The organism is Delftia sp. WSY_16, assembly GCF_043104415.1.
Classification (GTDB): Bacteria; Pseudomonadota; Gammaproteobacteria; order Burkholderiales; family Burkholderiaceae_C; genus Comamonas; species Comamonas tsuruhatensis.
On sequence record NZ_JBICKS010000040.1, the window covers coordinates 870,730 to 895,811 of the forward strand.

At 69.1% G+C, this 25,082-nt stretch carries 25 protein-coding genes; 7 read left to right on the top strand and 18 right to left on the bottom strand.

Features of this window, described 5'->3' with window-relative positions; translation table 11 throughout:
- Positions 1 to 5 precede the first annotated feature (5 nt).
- From imuA to ACF8O7_RS23670, 4 genes are all read right to left on the bottom strand, one after another.
- Positions 6 to 890: a translesion DNA synthesis-associated protein ImuA gene (imuA, locus tag ACF8O7_RS23655; RefSeq protein WP_280047672.1), complete on the bottom strand. Its 885-nt coding sequence runs from the start codon at positions 888 to 890 to the stop codon at positions 6 to 8.
- 90 nt (positions 891 to 980) lie between these two features.
- Complete coding sequence (locus ACF8O7_RS23660; RefSeq protein WP_061288148.1) at positions 981 to 2,345, bottom strand: HD-GYP domain-containing protein; 1,365 nt, start codon at positions 2,343 to 2,345, stop codon at positions 981 to 983.
- A 108-nt stretch (positions 2,346 to 2,453) separates the two neighbouring features.
- Complete coding sequence (locus tag ACF8O7_RS23665; protein ID WP_012206068.1) at positions 2,454 to 3,092, bottom strand: 3-oxoacid CoA-transferase subunit B; 639 nt, start codon at positions 3,090 to 3,092, stop codon at positions 2,454 to 2,456.
- A 2-nt stretch (positions 3,093 to 3,094) separates the two neighbouring features.
- Positions 3,095 to 3,802, bottom strand: a complete 708-nt coding sequence (locus tag ACF8O7_RS23670; RefSeq protein WP_016446257.1) for a CoA transferase subunit A — start codon at positions 3,800 to 3,802, stop codon at positions 3,095 to 3,097.
- 73 nt (positions 3,803 to 3,875) lie between these two features.
- On the opposite strand from ACF8O7_RS23670, the gene ACF8O7_RS23675 reads away from it, so the two are divergent.
- Both ACF8O7_RS23675 and ACF8O7_RS23680 read left to right on the top strand, forming a co-directional pair.
- Positions 3,876 to 4,418, top strand: a complete 543-nt coding sequence (locus ACF8O7_RS23675) for a PAS and helix-turn-helix domain-containing protein (RefSeq protein WP_016446258.1) — start codon at positions 3,876 to 3,878, stop codon at positions 4,416 to 4,418.
- Positions 4,419 to 4,682: 264 nt separating this feature from the next.
- On the top strand, positions 4,683 to 6,134 hold the full coding sequence (locus ACF8O7_RS23680; RefSeq protein ID WP_016446259.1) for a catalase: 1,452 nt from the start codon (positions 4,683 to 4,685) through the stop codon (positions 6,132 to 6,134).
- Positions 6,135 to 6,200: 66 nt separating this feature from the next.
- Here ACF8O7_RS23680 and ACF8O7_RS23685 read toward each other — a convergent pair whose 3' ends face one another.
- Both ACF8O7_RS23685 and ACF8O7_RS23690 read right to left on the bottom strand, forming a co-directional pair.
- Positions 6,201 to 6,641 (bottom strand): nuclear transport factor 2 family protein, encoded by a 441-nt coding sequence (locus ACF8O7_RS23685; protein WP_016446260.1) that lies wholly within the window; start codon positions 6,639 to 6,641, stop codon positions 6,201 to 6,203.
- 47 nt (positions 6,642 to 6,688) lie between these two features.
- On the bottom strand, positions 6,689 to 8,710 hold the full coding sequence (locus ACF8O7_RS23690) for an NADPH-dependent 2,4-dienoyl-CoA reductase (RefSeq protein WP_065346660.1): 2,022 nt from the start codon (positions 8,708 to 8,710) through the stop codon (positions 6,689 to 6,691).
- 163 nt (positions 8,711 to 8,873) lie between these two features.
- Between ACF8O7_RS23690 and ACF8O7_RS23695 the strand changes: the two genes are divergently transcribed.
- Positions 8,874 to 9,413: a PadR family transcriptional regulator gene (locus ACF8O7_RS23695; RefSeq protein WP_016446262.1), complete on the top strand. Its 540-nt coding sequence runs from the start codon at positions 8,874 to 8,876 to the stop codon at positions 9,411 to 9,413.
- Positions 9,414 to 9,470: 57 nt separating this feature from the next.
- Here the strand turns inward: ACF8O7_RS23695 and ACF8O7_RS23700 are convergent, their stop codons facing one another.
- From ACF8O7_RS23700 to ACF8O7_RS23740, 9 genes are all read right to left on the bottom strand, one after another.
- A complete protein-coding gene (locus ACF8O7_RS23700) occupies positions 9,471 to 10,394 on the bottom strand; it encodes an SMP-30/gluconolactonase/LRE family protein (RefSeq protein WP_392444408.1) in 924 nt (307 codons plus the stop codon).
- A gap of 22 nt (positions 10,395 to 10,416) precedes the next feature.
- Positions 10,417 to 11,316 carry an amidohydrolase gene (locus tag ACF8O7_RS23705; RefSeq protein WP_043790525.1) on the bottom strand — a complete coding sequence of 300 codons (900 nt, stop codon included), beginning with the start codon at positions 11,314 to 11,316 and terminating at the stop codon, positions 10,417 to 10,419.
- Positions 11,317 to 11,320: 4 nt separating this feature from the next.
- Entirely contained in the window at positions 11,321 to 12,277 is a 957-nt protein-coding gene (locus ACF8O7_RS23710) for a tripartite tricarboxylate transporter substrate binding protein (protein WP_126311498.1), read from the bottom strand.
- Between the two features lie 39 nt (positions 12,278 to 12,316).
- Positions 12,317 to 13,321, bottom strand: a complete 1,005-nt coding sequence (locus ACF8O7_RS23715; protein ID WP_126311499.1) for a tripartite tricarboxylate transporter substrate binding protein — start codon at positions 13,319 to 13,321, stop codon at positions 12,317 to 12,319.
- A gap of 70 nt (positions 13,322 to 13,391) precedes the next feature.
- Positions 13,392 to 14,324, bottom strand: coding sequence for an NAD(P)-dependent oxidoreductase (locus tag ACF8O7_RS23720; protein WP_126311500.1), 933 nt, complete (start codon positions 14,322 to 14,324; stop codon positions 13,392 to 13,394).
- Entirely contained in the window at positions 14,321 to 15,007 is a 687-nt protein-coding gene (locus tag ACF8O7_RS23725; RefSeq protein WP_016446268.1) for an RraA family protein, read from the bottom strand. The genes ACF8O7_RS23720 and ACF8O7_RS23725 overlap by 4 nt, the downstream gene beginning before the upstream one ends.
- A 48-nt stretch (positions 15,008 to 15,055) precedes the next feature.
- Positions 15,056 to 16,054: a tripartite tricarboxylate transporter substrate binding protein gene (locus tag ACF8O7_RS23730; RefSeq protein WP_126311501.1), complete on the bottom strand. Its 999-nt coding sequence runs from the start codon at positions 16,052 to 16,054 to the stop codon at positions 15,056 to 15,058.
- Complete coding sequence (locus tag ACF8O7_RS23735) at positions 16,051 to 16,986, bottom strand: amidohydrolase (protein ID WP_126311502.1); 936 nt, start codon at positions 16,984 to 16,986, stop codon at positions 16,051 to 16,053. The genes ACF8O7_RS23730 and ACF8O7_RS23735 overlap by 4 nt, the downstream gene beginning before the upstream one ends.
- A gap of 77 nt (positions 16,987 to 17,063) precedes the next feature.
- Positions 17,064 to 18,065, bottom strand: a complete 1,002-nt coding sequence (locus tag ACF8O7_RS23740; RefSeq protein WP_016451549.1) for a tripartite tricarboxylate transporter substrate binding protein — start codon at positions 18,063 to 18,065, stop codon at positions 17,064 to 17,066.
- A gap of 127 nt (positions 18,066 to 18,192) precedes the next feature.
- Between ACF8O7_RS23740 and ACF8O7_RS23745 the strand changes: the two genes are divergently transcribed.
- Complete coding sequence (locus tag ACF8O7_RS23745) at positions 18,193 to 18,981, top strand: IclR family transcriptional regulator (protein ID WP_126311503.1); 789 nt, start codon at positions 18,193 to 18,195, stop codon at positions 18,979 to 18,981.
- 40 nt (positions 18,982 to 19,021) lie between these two features.
- Here the strand turns inward: ACF8O7_RS23745 and ACF8O7_RS23750 are convergent, their stop codons facing one another.
- The gene (locus ACF8O7_RS23750) at positions 19,022 to 20,533 is read right to left on the bottom strand and encodes a YdgA family protein (protein ID WP_070080457.1); all 1,512 of its coding nucleotides are present in this window, start codon (positions 20,531 to 20,533) and stop codon (positions 19,022 to 19,024) included.
- A 15-nt stretch (positions 20,534 to 20,548) separates the two neighbouring features.
- Here ACF8O7_RS23750 and ACF8O7_RS23755 point away from each other — a divergent pair, with 15 nt between their 5' ends.
- Entirely contained in the window at positions 20,549 to 20,890 is a 342-nt protein-coding gene (locus ACF8O7_RS23755; protein ID WP_126311504.1) for a hypothetical protein, read from the top strand.
- A gap of 31 nt (positions 20,891 to 20,921) precedes the next feature.
- Here the strand turns inward: ACF8O7_RS23755 and ACF8O7_RS23760 are convergent, their stop codons facing one another.
- Positions 20,922 to 21,824 carry an alpha/beta fold hydrolase gene (locus ACF8O7_RS23760; RefSeq protein WP_392444410.1) on the bottom strand — a complete coding sequence of 301 codons (903 nt, stop codon included), beginning with the start codon at positions 21,822 to 21,824 and terminating at the stop codon, positions 20,922 to 20,924.
- Between the two features lie 133 nt (positions 21,825 to 21,957).
- On the opposite strand from ACF8O7_RS23760, the gene ACF8O7_RS23765 reads away from it, so the two are divergent.
- Both ACF8O7_RS23765 and ACF8O7_RS23770 read left to right on the top strand, forming a co-directional pair.
- A complete protein-coding gene (locus tag ACF8O7_RS23765) occupies positions 21,958 to 22,884 on the top strand; it encodes a LysR family transcriptional regulator (RefSeq protein ID WP_392444412.1) in 927 nt (308 codons plus the stop codon).
- Between the two features lie 120 nt (positions 22,885 to 23,004).
- On the top strand, positions 23,005 to 23,586 hold the full coding sequence (locus ACF8O7_RS23770) for a peroxidase-related enzyme (RefSeq protein WP_209669390.1): 582 nt from the start codon (positions 23,005 to 23,007) through the stop codon (positions 23,584 to 23,586).
- Here the strand turns inward: ACF8O7_RS23770 and ACF8O7_RS23775 are convergent.
- On the bottom strand, positions 23,555 to 25,048 hold the full coding sequence (locus tag ACF8O7_RS23775) for a PLP-dependent aminotransferase family protein (protein ID WP_209802447.1): 1,494 nt from the start codon (positions 25,046 to 25,048) through the stop codon (positions 23,555 to 23,557). The two genes, ACF8O7_RS23770 and ACF8O7_RS23775, sit on opposite strands and share 32 nt — an antisense overlap.
- Between the last annotated feature and the right edge of the window lie 34 nt (positions 25,049 to 25,082).

A 25,082-nucleotide genomic window follows, 5' to 3' on the forward strand; every position in this document is an offset into this window, starting at 1 on the left:
GCATCTCATCCCAGGGTGTGCGCTGCCGCCTGCAGGGCGGGCGCCTCGGCGGGCAGCAGTTGCCCGTGTCCATGAAGCCAGCGCTGCGCCTCGCCCGCCTGCCGGGTGCGCCGCAGGGCCTGGGCCTGCAGCACGTCCTGCCAGGCCCAGTGGTGCAGCGGCAGTTTCAAGGGATGCTCCAGCGCAGGCCCCCGGCGCTTGAGCAACTGCACGCGCAGGCAGGCTGGCGTGCCGCCTTCGCCCGGCTCCCCCAACTCTGTCTCCACGCGCAGCCGCAGCGGCGCGGGCGAGGCCACCGTCTGCAGGGCGGCCGAGGCCTCGCGCCACAGCCACAGAATGCGCCCCTGCGCAGCGGCCGCCCATTGCAGCCGGCGCAGCGTGGCCATGGGCAGACCGGCCGGCAGCCAGGCCAGCACGGCCAGCACGTCGCGGCAGCGCAGTGCCTGCTCACAGACCCAGGCCAGCCCTGCCCCATCGCCTGCCGGGTGGGCGCCGGGGTGGGTGCCGGGGTGGGTATCGGCCTCCACGCAGCACAGCCGGTGCGCCGCCACGCCCGCCGCTTCCAGTCCCGGAGCAAAAGGCCTGCAAGGCGGCGCCACCAGCACCACCTGGCCCGCGCTGCGCTGCATCAGGGCCGCCAGGCCCGGCAGCAGCAGCGGCCATTCGGCATGGCCATGGGCGGGCTGCAGCAGCTCGACCATGGCGCCCAGCGGCCAGCCCCCGCCCGGCAATTGCGCATCCAGCAGCGCATGGCCCGAAGGCTGGACGCGCTGCTGCAGCGCCTGCTGCCAGCCATCGCCACGCCACACGCCCTGCAACTGAGGCAGCACACGCGCCGCGCCCGCCATGGGGGCGGGCTGCGCAGGTTGGGAGGCGTGGGGCGTGGTCATGGGGAAAATCTCAAATACTGTATGAATATACAGCACTCTTGATTTCCGAGAGATCCACGGATGTAAAAAAGCCGGGCAAGCCCGGCTGTCTCAGTGCGCTGGCGCTCTCGCTGCGCCACCCGCTGGGGGTGTGGCGTCGATCTGCATGCAGGCTTCGCACCATTGCGCGACCGCCGTGTCCACGGCGTGGGTGCGGGCGTTGATGGCGGGCCAGCGGCGCAGGCAGGCGTTGACGATGGCCTGCAGCTGCCACAGCGCCTCGCGGCTGAGCAGGGCCAGCTCGCTCATGCCCTGCACGTCGTCCTTGAGGTAGGCCAGCAGGTCGGTCTGCTGGTTCGGGTGCAGGCCGGCCTCGGCCAGCTGCTTTTGCAGGCTGCCGATGCTGGAGTCGATGTAGACGGCCGCCTGGTGGTCGGGCATGGCCTGCCAGCGCTCGGGAAAGGCCTGGCTGAACGTGTCCCACATCTGGAAGGCGGCCGACAGCGCTGCCACGCTGTGCGTGACCTCGGCCTGCAGCGGCGGCAGCGGCGTGCCCGGCGAGATCTCGTCGTACAGCAGCGGCAGCAGGATGCCGACCAGATCGGCCGGATAGCGGCGGTGGTTCATGCGCAGCATCAGCGACAGGCGCTGGCCGGGCAGGTCCTGGAATTTGTCGAAGAAGGCCGAGACCACCTCGGCCAGCAACAGGATCCGGCCCATTTTGGAGATGGCTTCGCCATGCACGCCGCGCGGATAGCCCGTGCCGTCCATGCGCTCGTGGTGCTCGAGCACGGCCATTTCCACGTCCTGCGAATACGCGCCCGCGCCCCGCATGATGAGCATGCCCGTGACCGAGTGCGCCACCAGGTGCTTGCGCTCGGCGCCCGTGAGCCGGTAGTTGGGGTCGGTCCAGGCCGGGTCCATGTAGAGCATGCCCACATCGTGCAGCAGGGCCGCCGTGGCCAGCGGGCCGCATTCACGCTCGCTCCATTCGCTTTGCAGCGCCAGGTAGACGGCCACCAGCATCATCTGCAGGCTGTGGGCGAACAGCTCGGGGCGCTGCTCGCGCATGACCGTGAGCTTGAAGGCGATCTGCGGCGGCAGCACCATCAGGCGCAGCGGCGCCAGCAGCCGGTCCGTGCCGCCCAGCGACTGCACCAGGCGGCGCATCAGGTCCACGGTTTCGCACTGCACCATGGCCTGGGCCTCGATGGCCAGCACGTCCACGCGGTTGTCCACGCCCAGGTGCTTGTCGATGGGGTCGCGCAGCTTGTGCTTGACCAGGCGCTCGTACATGTTGCTGTCGATGCGCGCGCCCTTGTCCACGAGCTTGACGCCCTTGTCGTTGAAGATGGGCTCGCCGGTCACCACGTTGCAATGCTCGGCCATGTCGGTGACGGCGCGCAGGAAATGCACGCCCTCGTCCTTCCATCCCTGCGCTGTCGGTGGATTGCGCACGGCCGCGACATCCGTCATAGAGGCTCCCATTGGCTCGAAATCTGAAATATAAGCAAAAGAGCCCGCGCAAGGCGGGCTCTTGTCGCGCAGGCCTGCACCAGGCAGGCACTGCACAGCACGGCAACATCAGCGAATCAGCGTCACGCCGGTCTTAGACTGGATGTCCTCGAAGCTCACTTCGGGGGCCAGTTCCACGAGCTTCAGGCCCTGCGGCGTCACGTCCATCACTCCCAGGTCGGTGATGATACGGTCCACCACGCCCACGCCGGTCAAAGGCAGAGTGCAGGCGGGAAGAATTTTGAGGTCGGTCGTGCCGTCCTTCTTCTTTGCCACATGCTCCATGAGCACGATGACGCGCTTGACGCCCGCCACCAGGTCCATGGCGCCGCCCATGCCCTTGACCATCTTGCCAGGGATCATCCAGTTGGCCAGGTCGCCCTTCTCGGACACCTGCATGGCACCCAGGATGGACAGGTTGATCTTGCCGCCACGGATCATGGCGAACGACTGGTCGCTGCCGAAGATGGACGAGCCGGCAATCGTCGTCACGGTCTGCTTGCCGGCGTTGATCAGGTCGGCGTCCACGGCATCCTCGGTCGGGAAGGGGCCGATGCCCAGCATGCCGTTCTCGGACTGCAGCCACACTTCCTTGTCACCCGTGTGGTTGGCCACCAGGGTGGGAATGCCGATGCCCAGGTTGACGTAGAAGCCGTCTTCGAGTTCTTGGGCCGCGCGGGCGGCCATCTGGTCTTGGGTCCACGGCATGGTCAGGCTCCTTGTTTTTCTGTGATGGTGCGCTTTTCGATGCGCTTTTCGGGGTTCGGGTTGTGCACGATGCGGTGCACGTAGATGCCGGGCAGGTGGATGTCGTCCGGTGCGATCTCGCCGACCTCGACCACCTCCTCCACTTCCACGATGCAGACCTTGCCGGCCGTGGCGGCGGCAGGGTTGAAGTTGCGCGCCGTCAGGCGGAACTGCAGGTTGCCGCTCTTGTCGGCACGGTGGGCCTTGACCAGGGAGACATCGGGCACAAGCGAGCGCTCCATCACATAGGTCTCGCCGTCGAACTCGCGCAGCTCCTTGCCCTCGGCCACCATGGTGCCCACGCCGGTCTTGGTGAAGAAGGCGGGAATGCCGGCGCCGCCTGCGCGCAGCTTCTCGGCCAGCGTGCCCTGGGGCGTGAATTCCAGCTCCAGCTCGCCGGCCAGGTACTGGCGCTCGAACTCCTTGTTCTCGCCCACATACGACGAGATCATCTTCTTGATCTGGCGCGTCTCCAGCAGCTTGCCCAGGCCAAAGCCGTCCACGCCCGCGTTGTTGGAAATCACCGTCAGGCCCTTGACGCCGCTGTCACGCAGCGCGTCGATCAGGGCCTCGGGAATGCCGCACAGGCCGAAGCCTCCCACAGCCAGCAATTGCCCGTCGGCCACGACGCCCTGGAGCGCCTGCTCCGCAGAGGGGTAGAGCTTTTTCACACATGTCTCCTTCAGATTGGATGCGCTACGATACTACGTACTTGCATAAGTAGTTTTTCGTAAAGATTTGCCCATGGATATAGATTACAGGCTGGCGTTCGAGGCCGCCCCCGTCGGTCTCGTGATCTCGCGCAACCGCACCATGATCGACTGCAATCGCCAGGTCTGCGAGATGTTCGAGGCCTCGCGCGAGGTGCTGATCGGCCAGACCTTCCAGATCCTCTACCCCAGCGCCGACGAGTATGAGCGGCTGGGCGCGCGCATCGCGCCCATTCTCAATGCAAGGGGCTTTTATTCGGACAACCGCATCATGAAGCGCGCCAACGGCGAAACGTTCTGGTGCCATGTCACGGGCCGCACGCTGGACCGCAGCGACCCGCATGCCTCGGGCATCTGGAGCTTCGAGGACCTCAGCGCCCAGCGCCCCGTCAAGGCCGAACTCACGGGGCGCGAGCGCGAGGTGGCCGCCCGCCTGCTGGAAGGCCTGACCTCCAAGGAAATCGGCCGCGCCCTGGCCATCAGCCACCGCACGGTGGAGATCTACCGCGCACGGCTGATGCGCAAGTACGGCGCCTCCACGGCCGCCGATCTGGTCCACAAGCTGGTCTCTGGCTGACAGGGCGACGGCCTACACGGGCCGTATCCGCCCGCGCAACACAATGCCTTGGCAAAAAGCATGCCCGGCACGACGCAGGCGGGGTGCGGTGAAATTTTTTGGCTATGGCGCAGTTGAGATTTGCCAATCGCCAAAGCCTTGCCGCATCCATAGAACGAAACAACAATAAAAGCAATTCGATAGCACGCAGCTATTGATTTTCCAAGCGCCGCGCTGCCTGCGTGCAAGCCGGCGCCGCTACCACCCCTCGATCAAGGAGAGACCATGACCCACAAGCTCACCACCGCCGCAGGTGCCCCGGTTGCCAACAACCAGGACTCGCTCACGGCCGGCCCGCGTGGCCCGATGCTGCTGCAGGACCTGTGGCATCTGGAAAAAATGGCCCACTTCAACCGCGAAGTGATTCCCGAGCGCCGCATGCACGCCAAGGGCTCGGGCGCCTTCGGCACCTTCACCGTGACGGGTGACATCACGCGCTACACCCGCGCCAAGGTATTCTCCGACATCGGCAAGCAGACCGAAGTGTTCGCGCGCTTTTCCACCGTGGCCGGCGAACGCGGCGCGGCCGACGCCGAGCGCGATATCCGTGGCTTCGCCGTCAAGCTCTATACCGAGGAAGGCAACTGGGACCTGGTGGGCAACAACACGCCGGTGTTCTTCTTCCGCGACCCGCTCAAGTTCCCGGACCTGAACAAGGCCGTCAAGCGCGACCCCTACACCAACCTGCGCTCGCCCGAGAACAACTGGGACTTCTGGACCGGCCTGCCCGAGGCGCTGCACCAGATCACCATCGTCATGAGCGACCGGGGCATTCCGCGCGGCTACCGCCACATGCATGGCTTCGGCTCGCATACCTACAGCTTCATCAACGCCAGCAACGAGCGCCACTGGGTCAAGTTCCACTGGGTCTGCCAGCAGGGCATCGAGAACTTCACCGATTCCGAGGCGGCCTCCGTCGTCGCCTCCGACCGTGAAAGCAGCCAGCGCGACCTGCTCGAGGCCATCGACCGCGGCGAGTTCCCTCGCTGGAAGCTGTGCGTGCAGATCATGCCCGAGCATGAAGCCGAGACCTACCGCTTCCACCCCTTCGACCTGACCAAGGTCTGGAGCAAGAAGGACTACCCGCTGATCGAAGTGGGCGTGATGGAGCTCAACCGCAACCCGCGCAACTACCACGCCGATGTGGAGCAGGCCTCGTTCACGCCGGCCAACCTGGTGCCGGGCATCGGCCCCTCGCCCGACCGCATGCTGCAGTCGCGCCTGTTCTCGTACGGCGATGCCGCGCGCTACCGCCTGGGCGTGAACCACCACCAGATCCCCGTGAACGCGCCGCGCTGCCCCTACCACGCCTACCACCGGGACGGCGCCATGCGCGTGGACGGCAACTACGGCGGCACCATCGCCTACGAGCCCAACACCAAGGGCGAGTGGCAGGAGCAGCCGGCCTTCGCCGAGCCGCCGCTGGCCCTCAACGGCGCGGCCGACCGCTGGAACTACCGCGAGGACGATGCCGACTACTTCACCCAGCCCGGCGACCTGTTCCGCCTGCTCACGCCCGATGCGCAGCAGCGCCTGTTCGAGAACACGGCGCGCAACATCGCCGGTGTGTCCGAGCACATCGTGCAAAAGCACATAGCGCACTGCACCCAGGCCGACCCGGCCTACGGCAAGGGCGTGGCCGATGCCATCGCCCGCCAGAAGGCCGGAACGCTCTGACCGGCTGACGCCCACGGCAAAACGCCCCCGAAACTTCGGGGGCGTTTTTCATGGCGCGCCCTGCCCTCAGGCCACGGCCTTGAAGGCGGGAAGCTTGTCGCCCAGCCGCTTGCCCATCTCCGTGCCCAGGGCCTGCAGGCCGCTCATGGGGCGCACCATGACCTCGAATTCCCGGATCAGCCCCTGCTCGTCGAAGCGGATGAAGTCGATGCCCTTGAGGTTCTTGCCGCCCACGCTGGCGCTGAACTCCAGCACCACGTCCAGGCCGTCATCGCTGGCCATCTGGCGGTGGTAGGTGAAGTTCTCGAAGACCTGGACCACGGTGGACAGCGCCAGCATCAGCGCGGCTGCCGAGGCATAGGGCGTGTTGGCCATGGGCGAGCGGAACACCGCATCGGGATGGACGATGGTGTGCAGCTCGCCCAGGTCGCTGGCGGCAACCATGCGATGCCACAGCTCCAGGGAGCGGGCGACTGCGGGATGGGCGTTCTTCGGGGGCTGGGACATGCTTGTCTCCTGGTGGTTGAGGTGGAAAACGGAATCGGGCGGCGCCCTCAAAGGCTGGCCGCCAGCGTGGTGCCTTGCACGATGGCGCGCTTGGCGTCGAGTTCGGCCGCCACGTCGGCGCCGCCGATCAGGTGCACGCTGCAGCCCGCCGCGCTCAGGGCCGCATGCAGCTCGCGCTGCGGCTCCTGGCCCGCGCAGAGCACGACGTTGTCCACCTCCAGCAGTTGCGGCTGGCCGTCCACGGTGATGTGCAGGCCGGCGTCGTCGATGCGTTCATAGGCCACGCCCGAGCCCATGGCCACGCTGCGTGCCTTCAGCGAGGTGCGGTGTATCCAGCCCGTGGTCTTGCCCAGCTGGTCGCCCACCTTGGTGGACTTGCGCTGCAGCAGGTGCACGCGGCGCGGCGAGGGCTCGGCCTGCGGCTGCGCCAGGCCGCCGGCCTGGGCGTAGTCCGTGTCTATGCCCCACTCCGCATAGAACTTGCGGGGCGCCACGGCGCCGCTGTCGCCGGCATGGGTCAGGTACTCGGCCACATCGAAACCGATGCCGCCCGCGCCGATGATGGCCACGCGCTCGCCCACGGGCCTGTCGCCCTGCAGCACGTCCAGGTAGCCGAGCACCTTGGGATGGTCCACGCCGTCGATGGCGGGAACGCGCGGCCGTATGCCCGTGGCCAGCACGATCTCGTCATAGCCGCCCTCGATGAGCTGGGCAGCCTCCACGCGGTGGCCCAGTCGCAGCGCCACGCCGCCCAGCTCCAGCTGGCGGCGAAAGTAGCGCAGCGTCTCGTGGAACTCCTCCTTGCCGGGCACCTTCTTGGCAATGTTGAACTGCCCGCCGATCTCGCTGGCCGCATCGAACAAGGTCACCGCATGGCCGCGCTGCGCCGCGGTGACGGCAAAGCTCAGGCCCGCCGGGCCGGCGCCCACCACGGCGATGCGCTTGGCGGCGGGCGCGGGCGCAATCACCAGCTCGGTCTCGTGGCAGGCGCGCGGGTTGACCAGGCAGGAGGTGATCTTGCCGCCAAAGGTATGGTCCAGGCAGGCCTGGTTGCAGGCAATGCAGGTGTTGATCTCGTCGGCCCGGCCCTGGCGCGCCTTGCGCACGAAGTCGCCATCGGCCAGCAGCGGCCGGGCCATGGACACCATGTCGGCATAGCCCTCGGCCAGCAGGCGCTCGGCCACTTCGGGCGTGTTGATGCGGTTGGAGGTGATCAGCGGGATGCCCACCTGCCCCATCACGCGCTGCGTGACCCAGGCATAGGCGGCGCGCGGCACCTTGGTGGCGATGGTGGGGATGCGTGCCTCGTGCCAGCCTATGCCCGTGTTCAGCAGCGTGGCGCCCGCGGCCTCGATGGCCTGGGCCAGCGCGATCACTTCCTCCAGCGTGGAGCCGCCTTCCACCAGGTCCAGCATGGACAGGCGGTAGATGATGATGAAGTCCCGCCCCACGCGCTGGCGCGTGCGCCGCACGATCTCCACCGCAAAGCGCATGCGGCCCGCGTAGCTGCCGCCCCATTCGTCATCGCGGTGGTTGGTGCGTGCGGCGATGAACTCGTTGATCAGATAGCCCTCGGAGCCCATGATCTCCACGCCGTCGTAGCCCGCATGCCGGGCCAGGGCTGCGCAGCGCACGAAGTCCTCGATGGTTTGCTCCACCTCGTCGCCCGTCAGCGCATGCGGCACGAAGGGGTTGATGGGCGCCTGCAGCGCGCTGGGCGCCACCAGCCCGGGCTGGTAGGCATAGCGGCCGAAGTGCAGGATCTGCATGGCGATCTTGCCGCCCTCGGCATGGACGGCCTGCGTGACGATGCGGTGCTGGTCCGCCTCGTGTTCGTTGACCATCATGGCGCCACCCTTCATGGGCCGGCCACGCTCATTGGGGGCGATGCCGCCCGTGACGATCAAGCCCACCTCGCCGCGCGCGCGCTCGGCGTAGAAGGCGGCCATGCGCTCGAAGCCGTTGGGCGCCTCCTCCAGGCCCACGTGCATGGAGCCCATGAGCACGCGGTTTCTGAGCGTGGTGAAGCCCAGGTCCAGTTCGGCATTCAGGTGGGGGTAGTGGGTCATGCCTGTCTCGCTTTTTTATGCAACTGATTGCATGAATGTAGTCAGCCTCCTTTATTTATGCAACTGGTTGCGCAAAAAATTGCAGAAATGACCGCAGCGCTTGGCCGCGCCTCCATGCAGGCCCGTAAGATGGCGCCCAGCTCCAGCGCCTTTCTTGTTGCCGATGTCCCTGCCACACGCCCTTCTCACTGCCTTGGTCGAGCACCCCTGCTCGGGCTCGGAACTTGCCGAGCGCTTCGACCGCTCCATCGGCTATTTCTGGAACGCCACGCACCAGCAGATCTACCGCGAACTCGCCCGGCTGGAAGAGGCGCAATGGATAGAGGCCCTGCCCGCCGAATCCGGCCGGGGCCGCAAGCGCCAGTACCGCATCCTTCCCACCGGCCGCAAGGAGCTCAAGCGCTGGGTGGCCGAGCAGGAAGACCCCAAGCCGCTGCGCGAGGAATGGATGGTGCGCCTGCGTGCCGAGGCGGTGGTGGGGCCCTGCGGACTGCAGGACGAAGTGCAGCGGCTGCTGGCACTGCACCAGGCGCAGCTGGACGTCTACCAGCGCCTGGAGCAGCGCGACTTCCTGGACAAGCCGCCCACGCGCGAGCGGCGGCTGCAGCACCTGGTGCTCAAGGCCGGCATACAGCAGGAGCAGCTGTGGATAGGCCTGCTGCAGGAAGCCCGGGAGATCCTGGACATGCCGGCCAGGCCCTGAGGAGCGGTTGCGACGGCTGAGACGGCCGAGACGGCTGAGAAGGTCTCGACGGCCGCCTCAGCCCTTGTTCAAGCCGTGCAGCACCAGCCCCGGCGCCTCCAGCCGGACACGCAGAATGCGCCCGTGCGTGGAGTCCGTCACATGCAGCGTGCGACGGTCCGCGCCGCCAAAGGCCAGGTTGGTGAGCGAGCTTCCCAGCACGCCGCGCAGCACCTGCACGGGCTCGGCACGGTGGTTGAGCACCCACACCAGGCCCAGGCCCGGGTTGGCCACCAGCAGCCGGCCCTGGTCATCCACAGCCAGCCCGTCGGGGCCGCTGGGGCCGTAGGAGGTGAAGAACTGCCCCACCTTGGCCACGCTGCCATCGGGCAGCAGGGGCACGCGCCAGACGCAGTTGCCGCGCGTCACGGCCAGGTAGAGCACGCGGCCGTCGGGCGACAGCGCCACGCCGTTGGGGCTGGGCACGTTGGCCAGCAGCAGGTCCAGCCGGCCGTCCGGCCGCAGGCGGTACAGGCGGCCGCTGGGGTCGTGCAGGCCGCTTTGGCCCTGGTCGGTGAAGTAGAGGTTGCCTTCGGCATCGAAGACCAGGTCGTTCACGCCCTTGAAACGCTCGCTGTTGCGCCGCTGCAGATAGGGGCTGACGCGCCCCGTGGCCACCTCCAGGCGCATCAGGCCGTTCTTGTAGTCGGTGATCAGCAGCGTGCGCTCGTCAAGGAACTTCATGCCGTTGGGCTCGCCGTCGTACTCGGCCACCAGGGTCCAGGCGCCTTGCGGATCGATGCGGAAGACGCGGCCCCAGGGAATGTCGGCCACGTACAGGTTGCCGGCGCCGTCGAACACCGGCCCCTCGAGGAAGGAGTCGGTGACGGCGCCGCCCCGGTTGGCATCGGCCCAGTCGCTGCGCTCGGGGCGGCGCAGGGCGTCGGGCATGGCGGTGAACGATTCGAGTTCGCAGACCTGGGGGGCTTGCAGCAGGAACATGGTGCTTGTCTTTCTCGGGATTTCAGGGGATGGCGCTGAAGCCGTACAGGCGCGCTGGATTGTCGACCAGGATGCGGTCCATGGCCTCGTCCGTGCCCGCCCAGGCCTGCAGCAGATCGACCAGATCGGCATCGTCGACGGAGCCCGGCGCCTCGGTGGTGTGCGGCCAGTCGCTGCCCCAGACCAGGCGCTCGGGTGCGGCGCGCACCAGGTCGCGGCCCAGCGGCAGCGTGTCGGCATAGGAGGGGCCGCCCACCGATGAACGCATATAGGCGCCGGAGAGCTTGACCCAGGTGTTGCCGCCATCGAGCAGCCGGCGCAGCGCGGCATGGGCCGCGCCCTCCACGCCCTGCATGCCCGCGGCCGGGTCGATGCGACCCAGGTGGTCCACGACCAGGGGCACGGGCAGCGCGCCCAGCACGGGCTCCAGCGCCACCAGCTGTTCGGGCTGCACGAAGACCTGCACATGCCAGCCCAGCCGTGCGACCCGGTGCGCCAGCGTGACCAGCATGTGGGCCGTGGTCTCGCCCCAGGACTGCGGCGAGACAAAGTTCACGCGCAGCCCGCAGACACGGTGCGTGGCCAGCCGGTCCAGCTCGGCATCGGCCACGTCGTGGGCGACCACGGCCACGCCGCGCGCATCATCGCCCAGGCGCTCCAGCGCATCCAGCGTGCAGGCGTTGTCCGTGCCATAGGTCGAGGGCGTGACCACCACGGCGCGCGAGGTGCCCAGGCGCCGCTGCAGTTGGCGGTACATGGCCACGTCGGCCTGCGGAGGCGTGCGCGGCCAGTGCGGCGACGGCGCAAAGCGCGCATCGAAGATGTGCATGTGGCTGTCGCAAGCCAGGGGCGGCAGCGTGCGCGCAGGCCTGCTCGTGCCGGCCGAGTGCGGCACGGCCATGGCGATGTCGGTCATGCCCATGCGCTCAGTCCAGCACGATGGCGCCCTTGCGCACCACCTCGCCCCACTTGGCGTCTTCCTTCTGGAGGAAGGCGGCGAACTCGGCCGGCGTCGATGCCATGGGCTGGGCGCCCAGGTCGCTCAGGCGCTGGCGCACCTCGGCTTCCTGCAGCACCTCGGACAGCGCCTGGTGCAGGCGCGCGGCCACGGGCTCGGGCGTGCCCGTGGGCAGGAAGATGCCGTTCCACTCATAGGCCTCGTAGCCGGGAATCACGGTCTCGGACACGGTGGGCACATCGGGCAGGCGCGCCGAGCGCTGGGGCGCCGCCACGGCCAGGGCGCGCAGCTTGCCGCCCGTGACCAGCGGATAGGTGGCCGCCATGGTGCCGAACATGAAGTCCACCTGCCCGCCCATCACATCGGCAATGGCCGGCCCGCCGCTCTTGTAGGGCACATGGACCATGTCCAGCTCCAGCCGCTGGCGAAACAGCTCGGCCGCCAGGCGCTGCACCGTGCCGCTGCCGCCCGAGGCGAAGTTGATCTTGCCCGGCTGCGCCTTGGCCCTGGCCGCCAGGTCGGCCACGCTGCGCACGGGCGAGTCGGCCTTGACCACGACCACATTGGGCATGAGCAGCACCAGCGACAGCGGCTGCAGCGCGCTGCGCGCATAGGGCAGCTTGGCAAACAGATGCGGGTTGATGGAAAACGGCGTGGCGTCGTAGAGCACCGTGTAGCCATCGGCGCGCGCCTTGGCCACCTGGCTGGCACCAATCGTGCCGCTGGCCCCGGGCCGGTTGTCCACGATGATGCTGGTGCCCAGCCGCGCGCCCATGCGCGTGGCCAGCAGGCGCGCGGCCGCGTCGGCGCCGCCGCCGGGCGCATAGGGCACGACCAGGGTGATGGGACGCTCGGGAAAGGCGGCCTGGGCCACGGCGGCGGCCAGGGCGCAGGCCGCGATCAGGGTTCCGGCAAGGAATTTCATGGCTTGTCTCCACATTTTTTAGAGGGGGCGGCGGCCGAATCAATCCGCCTTCAGGTTCAGTTCGCGGGCGATCTGCGCATAGGAGGCCGCTTCGCTGGCCACGCGCTGCGCGAAGGCGCTGCCGCAGCTGGACTCGGCATCCATGCCCAGGCCGTGCAGCTTTTCCGCGGCCGATGCACTCTTGGCAAACTCCACGGCCACGCGCTCCAGCGCCTGGGCCGCGCCGTCGGGAATGCCCGCCGGCGCGAGCACGCCGTACCAGACATCGGCCGAGTAGTCGCCGCCACCCGCTTCGGCAAAGGTGGGCACCTGGGGCAGCAGGGACGCGCGTCTGGGCGAAGCCACGGCCAGCGCCGTGAGTTTGCCGCTGCGCACCTGGGGCAGCACCGAGCCCAGCGTGGCGAAGGAGCTGTCGAGCTGGCCGCCCATGAGATCCGTGACCACGGGCGCCGCGCCCTTGTAGGGCACGTGGTTGAGCTTCAGGCCCTTGGCCCGCGCAAACATCTCGGTGGCGAAATGGCCCGAACTGCCCATGCCCGCCGTGCCGGCCGTGACGCTGCCGGGCCGGCTGCGCGCCTGGTCCATGTAATCCTGCAGGTTGCGCGCCGGCATGCCCGGCCCCACGACCAGCACCGTGGGGCTGCTGGCCACCGTGCACAGCGGCCGGAACGAGCGCACCACGTCGAACTTCACGCGGCCCTGGTACAGCGCCGGGATCATGCTGTGGTTGGTGGCGCCGAACAGCAGCGTATAGCCATCGGCCGGCGCGCCAGCCACGGCCTGCGCGGCCAGTATGGTGTTGGCCCCGGGTTTGTTGTCCACCACGAAGGGCTGGCCCAGCGCCTTGCCCGCATGGTCGGCAAAGGCGCGCGCCACCACGTCGGTGGGGCCGCCCGCCGCAAAGCCCACGACCAGCCGCACGGGCTTGGCCGGATAGTCCTTCTGCGCCAGCGCGGGCTGGGCGCCCAGCACGGCCAGCCCCACGGCGGCCAGCAGGCCGCCGCGCAAGGCCAGGCGGCGGACCTCTTGGAAATTCCTCGACATCGCTTGTCTCCTCAAATCACATGCATGCACATGCATGGGCCAAGGGCGCGCACGGCGCCCCTGCCCTGGCTCAGGCGCCGGCCGCCGCAGGCACGCGGGCCAGCACCTCCAGCACATTGCGGGCCGCGCCCATGCCCATGTTCACGTAGGCATCGCCGGTCACGCCGCCGATATGGGGGCTGAGCACGAAGTTCCTTTCGCCCTGGAACGGGTGGCCGGCCACCATGGGCTCCACCGCAAAGCTGTCCAGCCCTGCGGCCGCCACCTGGCCCGAGCGCACGGCGGCCAGCAGCGCGGCCTCGTCGATCAGGCCGCCGCGTGCGGTGTTGACCACGATCACGCCGCGCTTGCAGGCCGCCAGCGTGGAGGCGCCGAGCATGCCCCGGTTTTCCTCGGTCAGCGGGCAGTGCAGCGAAATCGCGTCGGACTCGCGCCAGATGGTCTCCAGGTCCACGGGCTGCACGTAGGCGGGCAGGTTCTTTGCGAAGGGATCGAAGCCGATCACGCGCATGCCCAGCGCATCGGCCATGCGCGCAAAGCGCAGGCCGATGGCGCCCAGCCCCACCAGGCCCACGGTGCGCCCGCCCAGCTCCAGGCTCTTGTGCGTGGCCTTGTCCCAGTGGCCTGCGTGCATGCGGGCGTCCAGCGCCACCACCGACTTGGCGCAGGCCAGCAGCAGCGCGAGTGCCTGCTCGGCCACGGCCGCCGCATTGGCGCCCGCGGCGGCCACCACGGCAATGCCGCGTTCGGCGGCGGCCGCCTTGTCGATGGTGTCCGTGCCGCTGCCGTGCTTGGAGATCACGCGCAGCGAGGGCGCCGCGTCCATCACGGCCGCGCCCACCTTGCCGTAGCGCACGATGATGGCCACGGGATCATGGGCGCGGCACAGCGCGACCAGGTCCTCTTCGGTGGGCGTCTTGCCCGCATAGACGATGTCGTGCCGGGCCAGCAGCTCCAGGGCCTGTGGCGCCAGATCGGCGCCGGTGACGATGATGGTGCTCACAGCGATTCCCCTTCCTTGAGCACGCCGGCCGCGCGCAGGGCCGCGGGCAGCCACTTCGATGCCGTGTCGCCGCGCGCAATGGCCTCGATGCGGGCGGCCTCGTCGGCCACCTTCTTCACGGCCAGCTCCAGCATGGCGGGGGCCTTGGCGCGCTCGATGACGACCACGCCATCGGCATCGCCCACCACCAGGTCGCCCGGGTGAACCGTCGTGCCACCAGCGGAGATGGCGTGGTTGATGCGGCCCGGCACGAACTTGGTCGGGCCCGCGGGATTGAAGCCTGCGCTGAACACGGGGAAGTCCAGCTCCAGCAGCTCCAGCCGGTCGCGGATGGCGCCGTCCACGATGACGCCGGCCAGACCCAGCTTCTTGCAGGCGCTGAGCATCAGCGTGCCCATGAGCGCCGCGGTCTGGTCGCCCTTGCCGTCGATGACCAGCACGTCGCCGGGCCGGGCCAGTGCGATGGCGGCGTGGATCATGAGGTTGTCGCCGGGACGCACCTCGACGGTGAAGGCCGGGCCGGCCACTTTCATGCCCTGGTGCACGGGCGCCACGCGCGAATGCATGGTGCCGCGGCGGCCCGCCACGTCGGCCAGGATGGCGGCCTGAAAGCCGGCTGCGCGCTGCACGACTTGGGCGTCCACGCGCTCTATGTCACGGATGATTTCTGGGAGTTGGCTCATGATGGTCCAGTGAGATGAGGTGAAGGAAAACAGAAAGATGTGCGCGCGTCAGTCGGCCTTGATGCCGGCCTCGCGGATGAGTTGGGCCCACTTGGCGGAGTCGGATTTCTGCAGCTCGCCCAATTGCCGCGGCGTGCCGCCGACCAGGGTCACGCCCAGCCGCTCGGCCAGTGCCACGACGGCCGGGTCCCTGAGCGCCAGGCCGATCTCCTGGTTCAGCCGCTGCACGATGGCGGCCGGCGTCCTGGCCGGCGCAAAGACGGCCTGCCACTGTTCGACCACGAAGTCGCCGATGCCGGCTTCGGCCATGGTGGGCACATCAGGCAGGGCCTTCAGGCGCGCCGCCGAGGTCACGGCCAGCGCGCGCAGCTTGCCGCCCTGCACATGGGGCAGCGCGGCGGCCACGGGGGCGAACATGAACTGCACCTGCCCCGCCAGCGTGTCCTGCAGCGCGGGCGTGTCGCCCTTGTAGGGCGCATGGATGAAGCGCACGCCGCCCTTTCTTTGCAGCAGCTCGCCCTGCATCTGCAAGATGGTTCCGCTGCCGCCCGAGGCAAAGGCCAGCTGGCCTGGCTGCGCCTTGGCTGCGGCCAGCAGATCGGCCACCGACTGGAAGGGCTGGGCCGCGCCCACCACCAGCAAATGGGGAATGGTGCCGATGGTGATGACGGGCTCGAAGCCCGCAATCGGGTCATAGGGCAGCTTGCCCATGAGGTGGGGCGCGATCGCCTGCGGACCGATGGAGGTGCCCAGCAGCGTGTGGCCGTCCGGCGCCGCCTTGGCCACGTAGGCCGCGCCGATGGTGCCCGTGGCGCCCGCGCGGTTGTCCACGATCACGGTGCTGCCCAGGGCCTTGCCCAGGTGCAGTGCCACCTGGCGGCCCAGCACATCGGTGCTGCCGCCGGGCGGATAGGGCACGACCCAGGTGATGAGCTTGCCTGCAGGCCATGCGGGCTGCGCGTGGACGGCGGCGCTGCACAGCGGCCCCAGCAGGGCGGCGCCCCCTGCGGCCAGCAGGGTGCGGCGCGTGGGAAGGAAGGTGTTCATGGTTTGTCTCCTGCTTGTGTGCAATGCAATGGCGGCGCTGCGGTCTCGAAGCCGTACAGCGCCCGGGGGTTGTCCACCAGCACGCGCCGCAGCGTGGCGGCGCCGCCGGCACGGGCGGTCCAGTCGGCCAGGCGGTCGATCTGGCGGGCGTCATCAGGCAGGGGCTGCATGCCTGCCGAGGCGCTGACATGCGGCCAGTCGCTGCCCCAGAGCACACGCTCGGGCGCGCAGCGCAGATAGCTGGCGGCCAGGGCGTCCAGCGCCGGGTCTTCGACCGACTGCAGCGCGCTGACGATGTAACCGCCGGACAACTTGACCCAGGCCCTGCCGCCCTCCAGCAGCTCCAGCAGCAGCGCATGGCCCGCATGGCGCCCCGCCTGCTCGGGGGCGATGCGGCCGAAGTGGTCGAACACCAGCGGCACCGGCAATTGCCGCAGCACGCCGGCCAGCGACGCCAGCAGGTCCGGCGCCATCAGCAGTTGCAGATGCCAGCCCAGCGGCGCAATGCGGCGGGCCAGCGGCACCAGCAGCTCGGCCGTGCCCGTCACGCCCAGCGACAGGTTCAGCCGCACGCCGCGCACGCCCAGGCCGTGCAGGCGCTGCAGCTGGTCATCGCTTTCGCTGCCATCGATCACGGCCACGCCCCGCGCCTGCGGGCCGAGGGCGGCCAGCCCGTCCAACATGCAGCGGTTGTCGCTGCCGTAGGTGGACGGCGTGACCAGCACGCAGCGCGCGGTGCCCAGGCGCCGCTGCAGCGCGCGGTAGTCGCCGGCCGAGGCGTCGGGCGGCAGCAGCCGCGCGCCCGGGGTTGCCGGGTAGCGGCCGTCATAGACATGCACATGGCAGTCGCAGGCATCCGGGGGCAGCACGGCACGGGGCCGGGCGCTGCCCTGCGAGAAACGGACGGGCACGGCAAGGCTGTCGCAGTCCATGGCGAGATCTCGATGGAGGAAAGGAAGGGAGGTGGGAGCGAGAAGGAAGCGAAAGGGCTGGCGCCCCTGCCCCGGGCTCAGTCCAGGCTGGCGCCCGAGTCCTTGACGATGCGTGCCCAGCGCGGCACCTCGGCGCGCAGCAGCGCGGCGAACTTCTCGGACGAGCCGCCCAGCACCTCGCCGCCTTCGGAGCGCAGCTTCTCGGCCACCTCGGGCACCAGCAGCGCATCGTTGATGGCCTTGTTCAGCTGCTGCACGATGGCCTGGGGCGTCCCGGCCGGCGCCAGCACCCCGAACCAGGTGACGGCCTCGAAATCCTGGTAGCCGGACTCGGCCAGCGTGGGCGTCTGCGGCAGCTGGGCGGAGCGCTTGAGCGAGGTGACCATCACTGCGCGCAGCTTGCCGTTGCGCACCTGGCCCAGCAGCGTGGGCACGGCGGACATGTAGAAATCGATCTGCCCGCCCACCAGGTCGGTCATGGCCTGTGCTGCGCCCTTGTAGGGCACATGGCGCAGCTTGATGCCGGCCGCGTTCTCGGCCAGTTCGCCGGCCAGGTGCGCCACCGTGCCGTTGCCCGGGTAGCCCAGCGTGAGGCCGTCGGGCTTGGCCTTGGCGGCCTTGACCAGGTCGGCAAAGGTCTTGTAGGGCGAGTTGGCCGGCGCGGCCATGACGATGGGCGCGGAAGCCACCAGCGCCACGGGCACCAGATCCTTCAGCGGGTCATAGGGCAGCTTGGCGTACAGCGAGGGGTTGATGGCCAGGTTGCTGGTCTGGCCCATGACCAGGGTATGGCCGTCCGGCGCGGCCTTGGCCACGGCGTCCACGCCCAGGTTGCCGCCGGCGCCGGGCCGGTTGTCCACCACCACGGTCCACTTGTTGTGGTCCGCCAGCCGCTGGGCCACGGTGCGCGCGATCATGTCCGTGCCGCCACCGGGCGGAAACGGCACGACCAGGCGGATGGGCTTGCGGGGATAGGCGTCCTGGGCCTGGGCAGCGCCCATGGGCACGATGGCGGCAACGCCGACCAGGACGGCAAGAAGGCGTGCGTTGAGGCAACGCGAAAGCGAGGGAATCGGCATGGCGGTTTGTCTCCGTTTGTTGTGTCCAACGCCCGCATGGCTGCGGTGCGTGGGACGAACTTTATGAAAACGTTTCAACCCATACAATGCCGTTTCATACAGCGCAACCAATTGCATGCCTTGCACCATGAACAAGCCCCCCAGCACCCCTTCCCCGGCGCAGCCACCCGATGACAAGGCCAGCGCGGCCAAGGACGGCGGCGTCATCGCCGTCACGCGTGCCTTGCAGCTGCTTGGCGCCTTCGCCCTCGGGGAGTCGCACCTGTCCCTGGCGGAACTGAGCCGGCGCTGCGCGCTGCACAAGACCACGGTGCTGCGGCTGGCGCGCACGCTGGCGCAGTCGGGCTTCATGGTGCAAAGGGACGATGGGGACTGGCGCCTGGGCCCGGCCGCTGGCTGGCTGGGTGCGCGCTACCAGGCGGGCTTCGATGTGCAGAACGTGCTGGAGCCCGCGCTGCGCGCGCTCACGCAGGCCAGCGGCGAGAGCGCGGCCTTCTATGTGCGCGAAGGCAATGTGCGCACCTGCCTCGTGCGCGTGGAAGGGCCGCAGGCCCTGCGCCACCATGCGCGCATGGGCGAGGGGCTGCCGCTGGACCAGGGCTCGCCGGGGCGCGTGATCCTGGCGTTTTCAGGCGAGCCGGGGCCGGTGTACGAGCAGATCCGCCAGCGCGGCTACCACTGGTCCATCGGCGAGCGCGAACAGGGCGTGGCCACGGTGTCGGCGCCGGTGTTCGGCATGCACTGGCGGCTGATGGGGTCGGTGTGCATCTCCGGGCCGGCATCGCGCCTGCCCGAGGCCCGGCTGGAAGCCATGGCGCAGACGGTGGTGGTGGCGGCCAACCAGCTGTCCTATGCGCTGGCGGGCAGCGCCAGCACACAGGCCCCTGTGGTGCGCGCCAGCCAGTGGCATCCCTGAGAACCCCTTCCGGGGCGACGCCCCGAAGGTGGATGGCCGCTTACTGCAGCGCGCCCATGGGCAGGGCGATGGGCTTGCCGTTGAGCGTGACCTGGCCGGCCTGCATCTTGAGCGCGCTGACCAGCTTGTCGCCTTCCAGGCGGGCATAGCCCGTGGCCTGGGCCATGCCCAGCATGCCCTCCACATCCTCGGCCGAGACATCGGGCTTGCCCGATGCCTTGATCAGCGGCTCCAGCCAGGCCTTGGGCAGGCTGGCATTGGCCTGCAGTGCCGAGGTCTTGAGCAGCGCCGGCATCCAGCCGGCCTGGGCGACCTGCTCCTGCGTGGGCGCGCTTTGCACTTCGGCGCCGTACTCCAGGTGGCCGGTCTGGCCCTGGTAGGTGGCCTGCAGCTTCATGGAGTAGGCCGGCAGGGCCGCCACCAGGCGCGGGGCGTTCTGCATCAGCACGCCCATGCCCTGCTCTTCCAGCGATTCCAGTGCCTTGGCCAGGCCCTCCTTGCGGTAGCCCTCGACCATGACGCGCTGGAAGCCGCGCAGCGCCTCGATGTCCAGGCGCTGGATCTTTTCCTCGTAGCCCACGGACTCGAAATCGATGGGGCCGATACGGCCCGTGCCCTTGACCTGGGTGGTCATGCCCAGCGTGGTCTTGTCGGACTCGATGACCGAGCTGCCGTCCACGTTCTTGAGGTCCAGCAGCGTCTTGGCCTCGCCGCCTTCGGCGGGCGTGCTGCTCATGCCGAAGCGGGCGATGCGCACGCTGGCCTTGCCGGGGCCCAGGCCCCACAGGCCGTCGATGACCTTGTTCTCGAAGCTGCTTTCCAGGCCCGTGAGCACGATGCTGGTGCGCTCCACCGGCGCTGCGGCCGGCTGGGCGGCGATGGCCTCGTCGTTGTCGGATTCCTCCTCCTCCTCGCCCTCTTCCTCTTCCACGCCCATGGACTTGTCGCGGCTGGGCAGGCCCAGCAGGGCCACCTCGGGCCAGCGCCAGGTGCCCTTGACGCTGCCACCGCCCAGGGCCGTGTCCAGCACCATTTCCTGCCAGCGCATGGTGACTTCGTTGTCGCCCATCTCGCCTGCAGGCAGCAGCAGGCGCACATCCTGGCCGCCCGTGAAGTGGTGCACGCTGGTCAGCGTGGGAGCGACAGCCTTGGCCAGGGTCTGGCGGCTCTTTTCGTCCAGGCCGTCGAGCGCAAAGCGCGTCTCCGACACCGCTGCCGCCAGGCGGCCACCGGCCAGCGGGCCGTGGCGCACCGTGGTGTCCACCACCAGGCGCACGGGCTTGGGGGCGGCTTCTGCGCCGGCGTCTGCAGCGGCGGGCGCATCGGCCTCGCCAGCCGCAGGCCACTGCAGCACCAGCTTGGCCTGGGACGACAGGAATCCCTTGTGGTATTCGTCGGTCACGACGGCCTTCTCGCCCAGCACCTTGCGCAATTCGGCCACGGCATCCTTGTAGCCGGACTCGGCCCTTTGGCCCGTATACCAGGTGGTTCCTCCATAGGCCACGACGGCCAATGCCACGGCAGCAGCCACTGCGGTTTTCTTGTTGCTCATTGTGAATATCCCGTGATGAATAAGACCCTCCCCCTCGGGCGGGCCGCGCGACTGTATCAGTTCGGCGTTTCACCATGCATCGGCAATGGGCCGCGCATTGGCCCGCCTGCACCTTGTGCGGTGGTCCCCTATGGGCGCAAGGCGTTGCCCAGCCCTTGCCAGGCCTTGTCTCCAGCGGCTTTCAAGGATTGGGACCTGGGCATTGCATGCTGGCAGCAGGCATGCGGTTTTTTCAATTGCTTACCTTTTCCGGACACGATTGGCATACCAATTGAATCCATGGAGAACGCTATGTCTCCGCAGATATGGTGCGAATGCACCTTTGCCCTCTTTGCCCTTTTTTGCCGGCTTGCCTGAATGCAGTCCCGAAAGCCAGCAATGACCGCACTCACCCGGCCTGCAACAGAAATGGCAGAGCCGCGTCCAGCAGTGAGTCGGGCGCCTCCTCGGCAATGTAGTGCCCGCAGGCCAGTGGCCGACCGCGCACATCGTCGGCCACGAGCTGCCACTCGCGCAGCGGATCGAAGCAGCGGTGCACCACGCCCTCCTCGCCCCAGAGCACCAGCAGCGGCATGGACAGCCTGCGCCCCAGCCGGCGGTCCTCACGGTCATGATCCAGGTCGATGCCGGCCGAGGCGCGGTAGTCCTCGCACATGCCGTGCGCGCTGCCCGGCAGCGCCAGGCAGCGCTGGTACTCGGCCAGCGCCCGGGGATCGAAGGGCGCCAGGCCGGCGCTGCGCCGGCCCATGATCTCGCGCACATAGGCGGCGGGGTCGGCCTCGATCAGGCGCTCGGGCAGCGGCGCGGGCTGGATCAGGAAGAACCAGTGCCAGTAGGCGCGCGCAAAGGCCTCGCCGGTCTGCTCGTACATGGCCAGCGTGGGCGCAATGTCCAGCAGCACCAGGCGCTGCACGCTGGCGGGATAGTCCATGGCCAGCCGGTGCGCCACGCGCGCGCCCCGGTCATGCGCCAGCACGCTGAAATGCTCATGGCCCAGCCGCGCCATCAGCCGCAGCAGGTCGCGGGCCATGGTGCGCTTGCTGTAGCTCACATGCTCGGGATCGCCGGCCGGGCGCGAGGAGTCGCCATAGCCGCGCAGGTCGGCCAGCACCACGGTGAACTGCTGCGCCAGCCGGGGCGCGACGCGGTGCCAGATGGCGCTGGTCTGCGGGTGGCCGTGCACCAGCAGCAGGGCCGGCCCCTGGCCGCCCACCCAGGCGTTGATCTCCACCCCGTCATCGACCGTGATGCGCTGGTGGCGCAGGCCCGGCATCCATGGATCTGTGTGCATCCCGGAGATTCCTTCTACGTTGTTCATGACTGTCAGCCTGCCATGCTAATCAGTAAACCAGGCTGCATAAATAGCAAAATACTGCATTGATCCATCAGTTCAATTTACGAATCAACCATCCACCGCATCCACCATGGACGGCTTTTCCGACCTGCGTTTCTTCTCGCTGCTGATCCGCGAGGGCACTCTGGCCGCTGCGGCCCAGCAGATGGGCGTGACGCCGCCCGCCGTCAGCCGCCGCCTGTCCTTGCTGGAGCGGCGCCTGGGCGTGCGCCTGCTGCAGCGCACGACACGGCGCATCCACCTGACGCCCGAGGGCGAAGCCTACCTGCTGGACGGCGCGCGCATCCTGGCCGACCTGGAGGCGCTGGAGCGCAGCATCTCGGGCACGCGCGCCACGGCGCGCGGCCCGCTGTCCATCGCCTGCACGCTGGGCTTTGGCCGCCAGCGGCTGGCGCCCGCGCTGTCGGCCTTTGCGCGCGCCTATCCCGAAGTGCAGGTGCAGCTGCACCTGACGGACAGGCCCGTCAACCTGGTCGAGCAGGGCTTTGACGCCGTGGTGCGCTTTGGCGCCCTGCCCGACTCCGCCCTCACCGCCCGCCTGCTGCTGCCCAACCGCCGCGTGCTGTGCGCCGCGCCCTCCTACCTCAACGCCCACGGCGAGCCGCGCCAGCCCGCCGACCTGCAGGCCCACCGCTGCATCGTGATCCGCGAGAGCGACGAAACCTATGGCAGCTGGCGCCTGAGCCGCCGCACGCGCCAGGGCCTGAGCGAGCACAACATCAAGGTCAACGGCGTGATGAGCACCAACGATGGCGCTGCAGCCCTGACCTGGGCACTGGACGGCCACGGCATCCTGCAGCGCTCGCTGTGGGACGTGGCCGCGCCGCTGGCCGCAGGCGCCCTGCGCGAGGTCCTGCCCCAATGGCAGCTGCCTGCGGCCGACATCTACCTGGTGCACGCCACGCGCAGCGAGATGTCGGCCCGGATCCGCGCGCTCACCGGCTTTCTGGGCGACTGGTTTGCACAACGGCCTGAGCCGGAGATGGCGCCCGCCTGAGCCCGGGCGCAATCTGCAACCTCGGCGGCAGGCAGGCTGTCATGCGCGTTCACCCCGCGCAGCGCAGGCCATGCGAACATGGACCGCAACGACAACCACCACACCCAGGAGACAAGACACATGGCCACCGCCCGCTACCCCCAGCCCGAACTGTCCAGCCTGCCCGAGGACATCCGCACCCGCATCCTTGAAGTGCAGGCAAAGGCAGGCTTCATCCCCAACGTCTTCCTGGCCTTTGCGCGCCGCCCGGCCGAGTGGCGTGCCTTCTTCGCCTACCACGATGCGCTCATGCTCAAGGAAGAAGGCAGCCTGACCAAGGGCGAGCGCGAGATGATCGTCACCACCACCAGCGCAGCCAACCAGTGCCTGTACTGCGTGGTGGCCCACGGCGCCATCCTGCGCATCTACGAAAAGCAGCCCTACGTGGCCGACCAGGTGGCGGTCAACTACCGCAAGGCCGACATCAGCGCCCGCCAGCGCGCCATGCTGGACTTCGCCATGAAGGTCTGCGAACGCAGCCATGAAATCTGCGAGGCCGACTTCGAGGCGCTGTACCCGCATGGCTTCGACGACGAGGACATCTGGGACATCGCCGCGATCACCGCCTTCTTCGGCCTGTCCAACCGCATGGCCAGCTTTGCCGGCATGCAGCCCAATCCCGAGTTCTTCCTCATGGGGCGCGTGCCGCGCGAGAAGAAGTAGGCTGGCCGACCTGTGCCCCCTGCCGCGCAGCAGCACCCTCGACCAAACCCCGGCATATCTCCCCCACCTGCCCCACGGCCCCCAGCAGGCGCGGCGTGGGCTCGTTGGCGCAGTTCAGGCGCAGGTGGTTGGGCAGGTCCGAGCGCGATGAGAACAGCGGGCCGGGGCTGACGCCAATGCCCAGCTCCAGCGCGCGGCGGTGCACCTCCAGTGCATTGACCTGGCGCGGCAGTTCCACCCACAGCAGAAAGCCCGCGCGCGGGGCCGAGACGCGGGTGCCGGGCGGAAAGCTGGCCTCGACCCTGGCCGTGACGGCCTGCACCCCGGCCTGCACGCGGGACTTGAGACGGCGCAGGTGCCGGTCGTAGTCGCCGCTGGCCAGCACCTCGCTCACGGCGGCTTCCAGCAGCGGCGCACCGGCCCAGTCGCCCGCCAGGCGCACCTGCAGCACCTGGGCATGGAAGCGACCCGCCGCAATCCAGCCCACGCGCCAGCCCGGCGCCAGGGTCTTGGACACGGAGCCGCAATACAGCACGTTGCCGCTGCCGTCGAAGGCCTTGCAGGCCGGCGGGCGCTGGCCGTCGCCTGCAAGGTCGCCATAGACATCGTCTTCGATCAAGGGAATGCCCGCCCGCTCCAGCAGCGCCACCAGGGCCTGCTTGCGCTCCACCGGCATGCTGGCGCCCAGCGGGTTCTGCACGGTGGGCGATGCCAGCACGGCAGCCGGCCGGTGGCGGGCAATGGCCTCGGCCAGCGGCTCCAGCAGCAGGCCTTCGCGGGGATCGGTGGCAATCTCCAACGCCTTCAGGCCCAGGTCCTCCAGCAGCAGCAGGCTGCCGAAATAGGCGGGCCGCTCTACGGCCACGACATCGCCGGGCTTGCACACGGCGCGCAGGGCCAGCCGCACGGCCTGGGTGGCGCCTGCCGTCAGGACCAGGTCGTCGGGGCCGAAGCGCGCACCCCATTGCGCGGCCCGGGCCGCGATCTGGCCGCGCAGGTCGGCGCGGCCCGGCGGCATGCTGTAGGTCTGCCCGTGCGCGTCCAGGCGGCGCCCGGCGGTCTGCAGCGCGCGCTGCAGCCGGGCCGTGGGCAGCCAGGCCGGATCGGGCAATGCCGCACCCAGCGGGATCAGGCGCGTGTCGGGACTGCTGAACAGCGAGCGCGCCAGGGCCGACAGGGTTACGGGCACGGGGCGCGACGACGGGCGGGACGCCTGCAGCGCCGCGCCGCCGGTTGCCTGCCGCACAAAGTAGCCCGAGCGCGGACGCGCGACGATCAGGCCCTCGGCCTCCAGGCAGCGCAGCGCCTCCAGCGCGGTGGGCAGGCTGACCTGTTCGCGCTCGGCCAGGCTGCGGGCGGAGATCAGCCTGTCGCCGGGGCGCAGTGCGCCACAGGCCAGCGTCTGGCGCAGGGCCTGGGCAATGCGGCGGTACTGGGGCAAGGGTTCGTTGTTGGTGGGCATGCCAATCTGTACAGGTCAGTTTTCTTGGATTCTG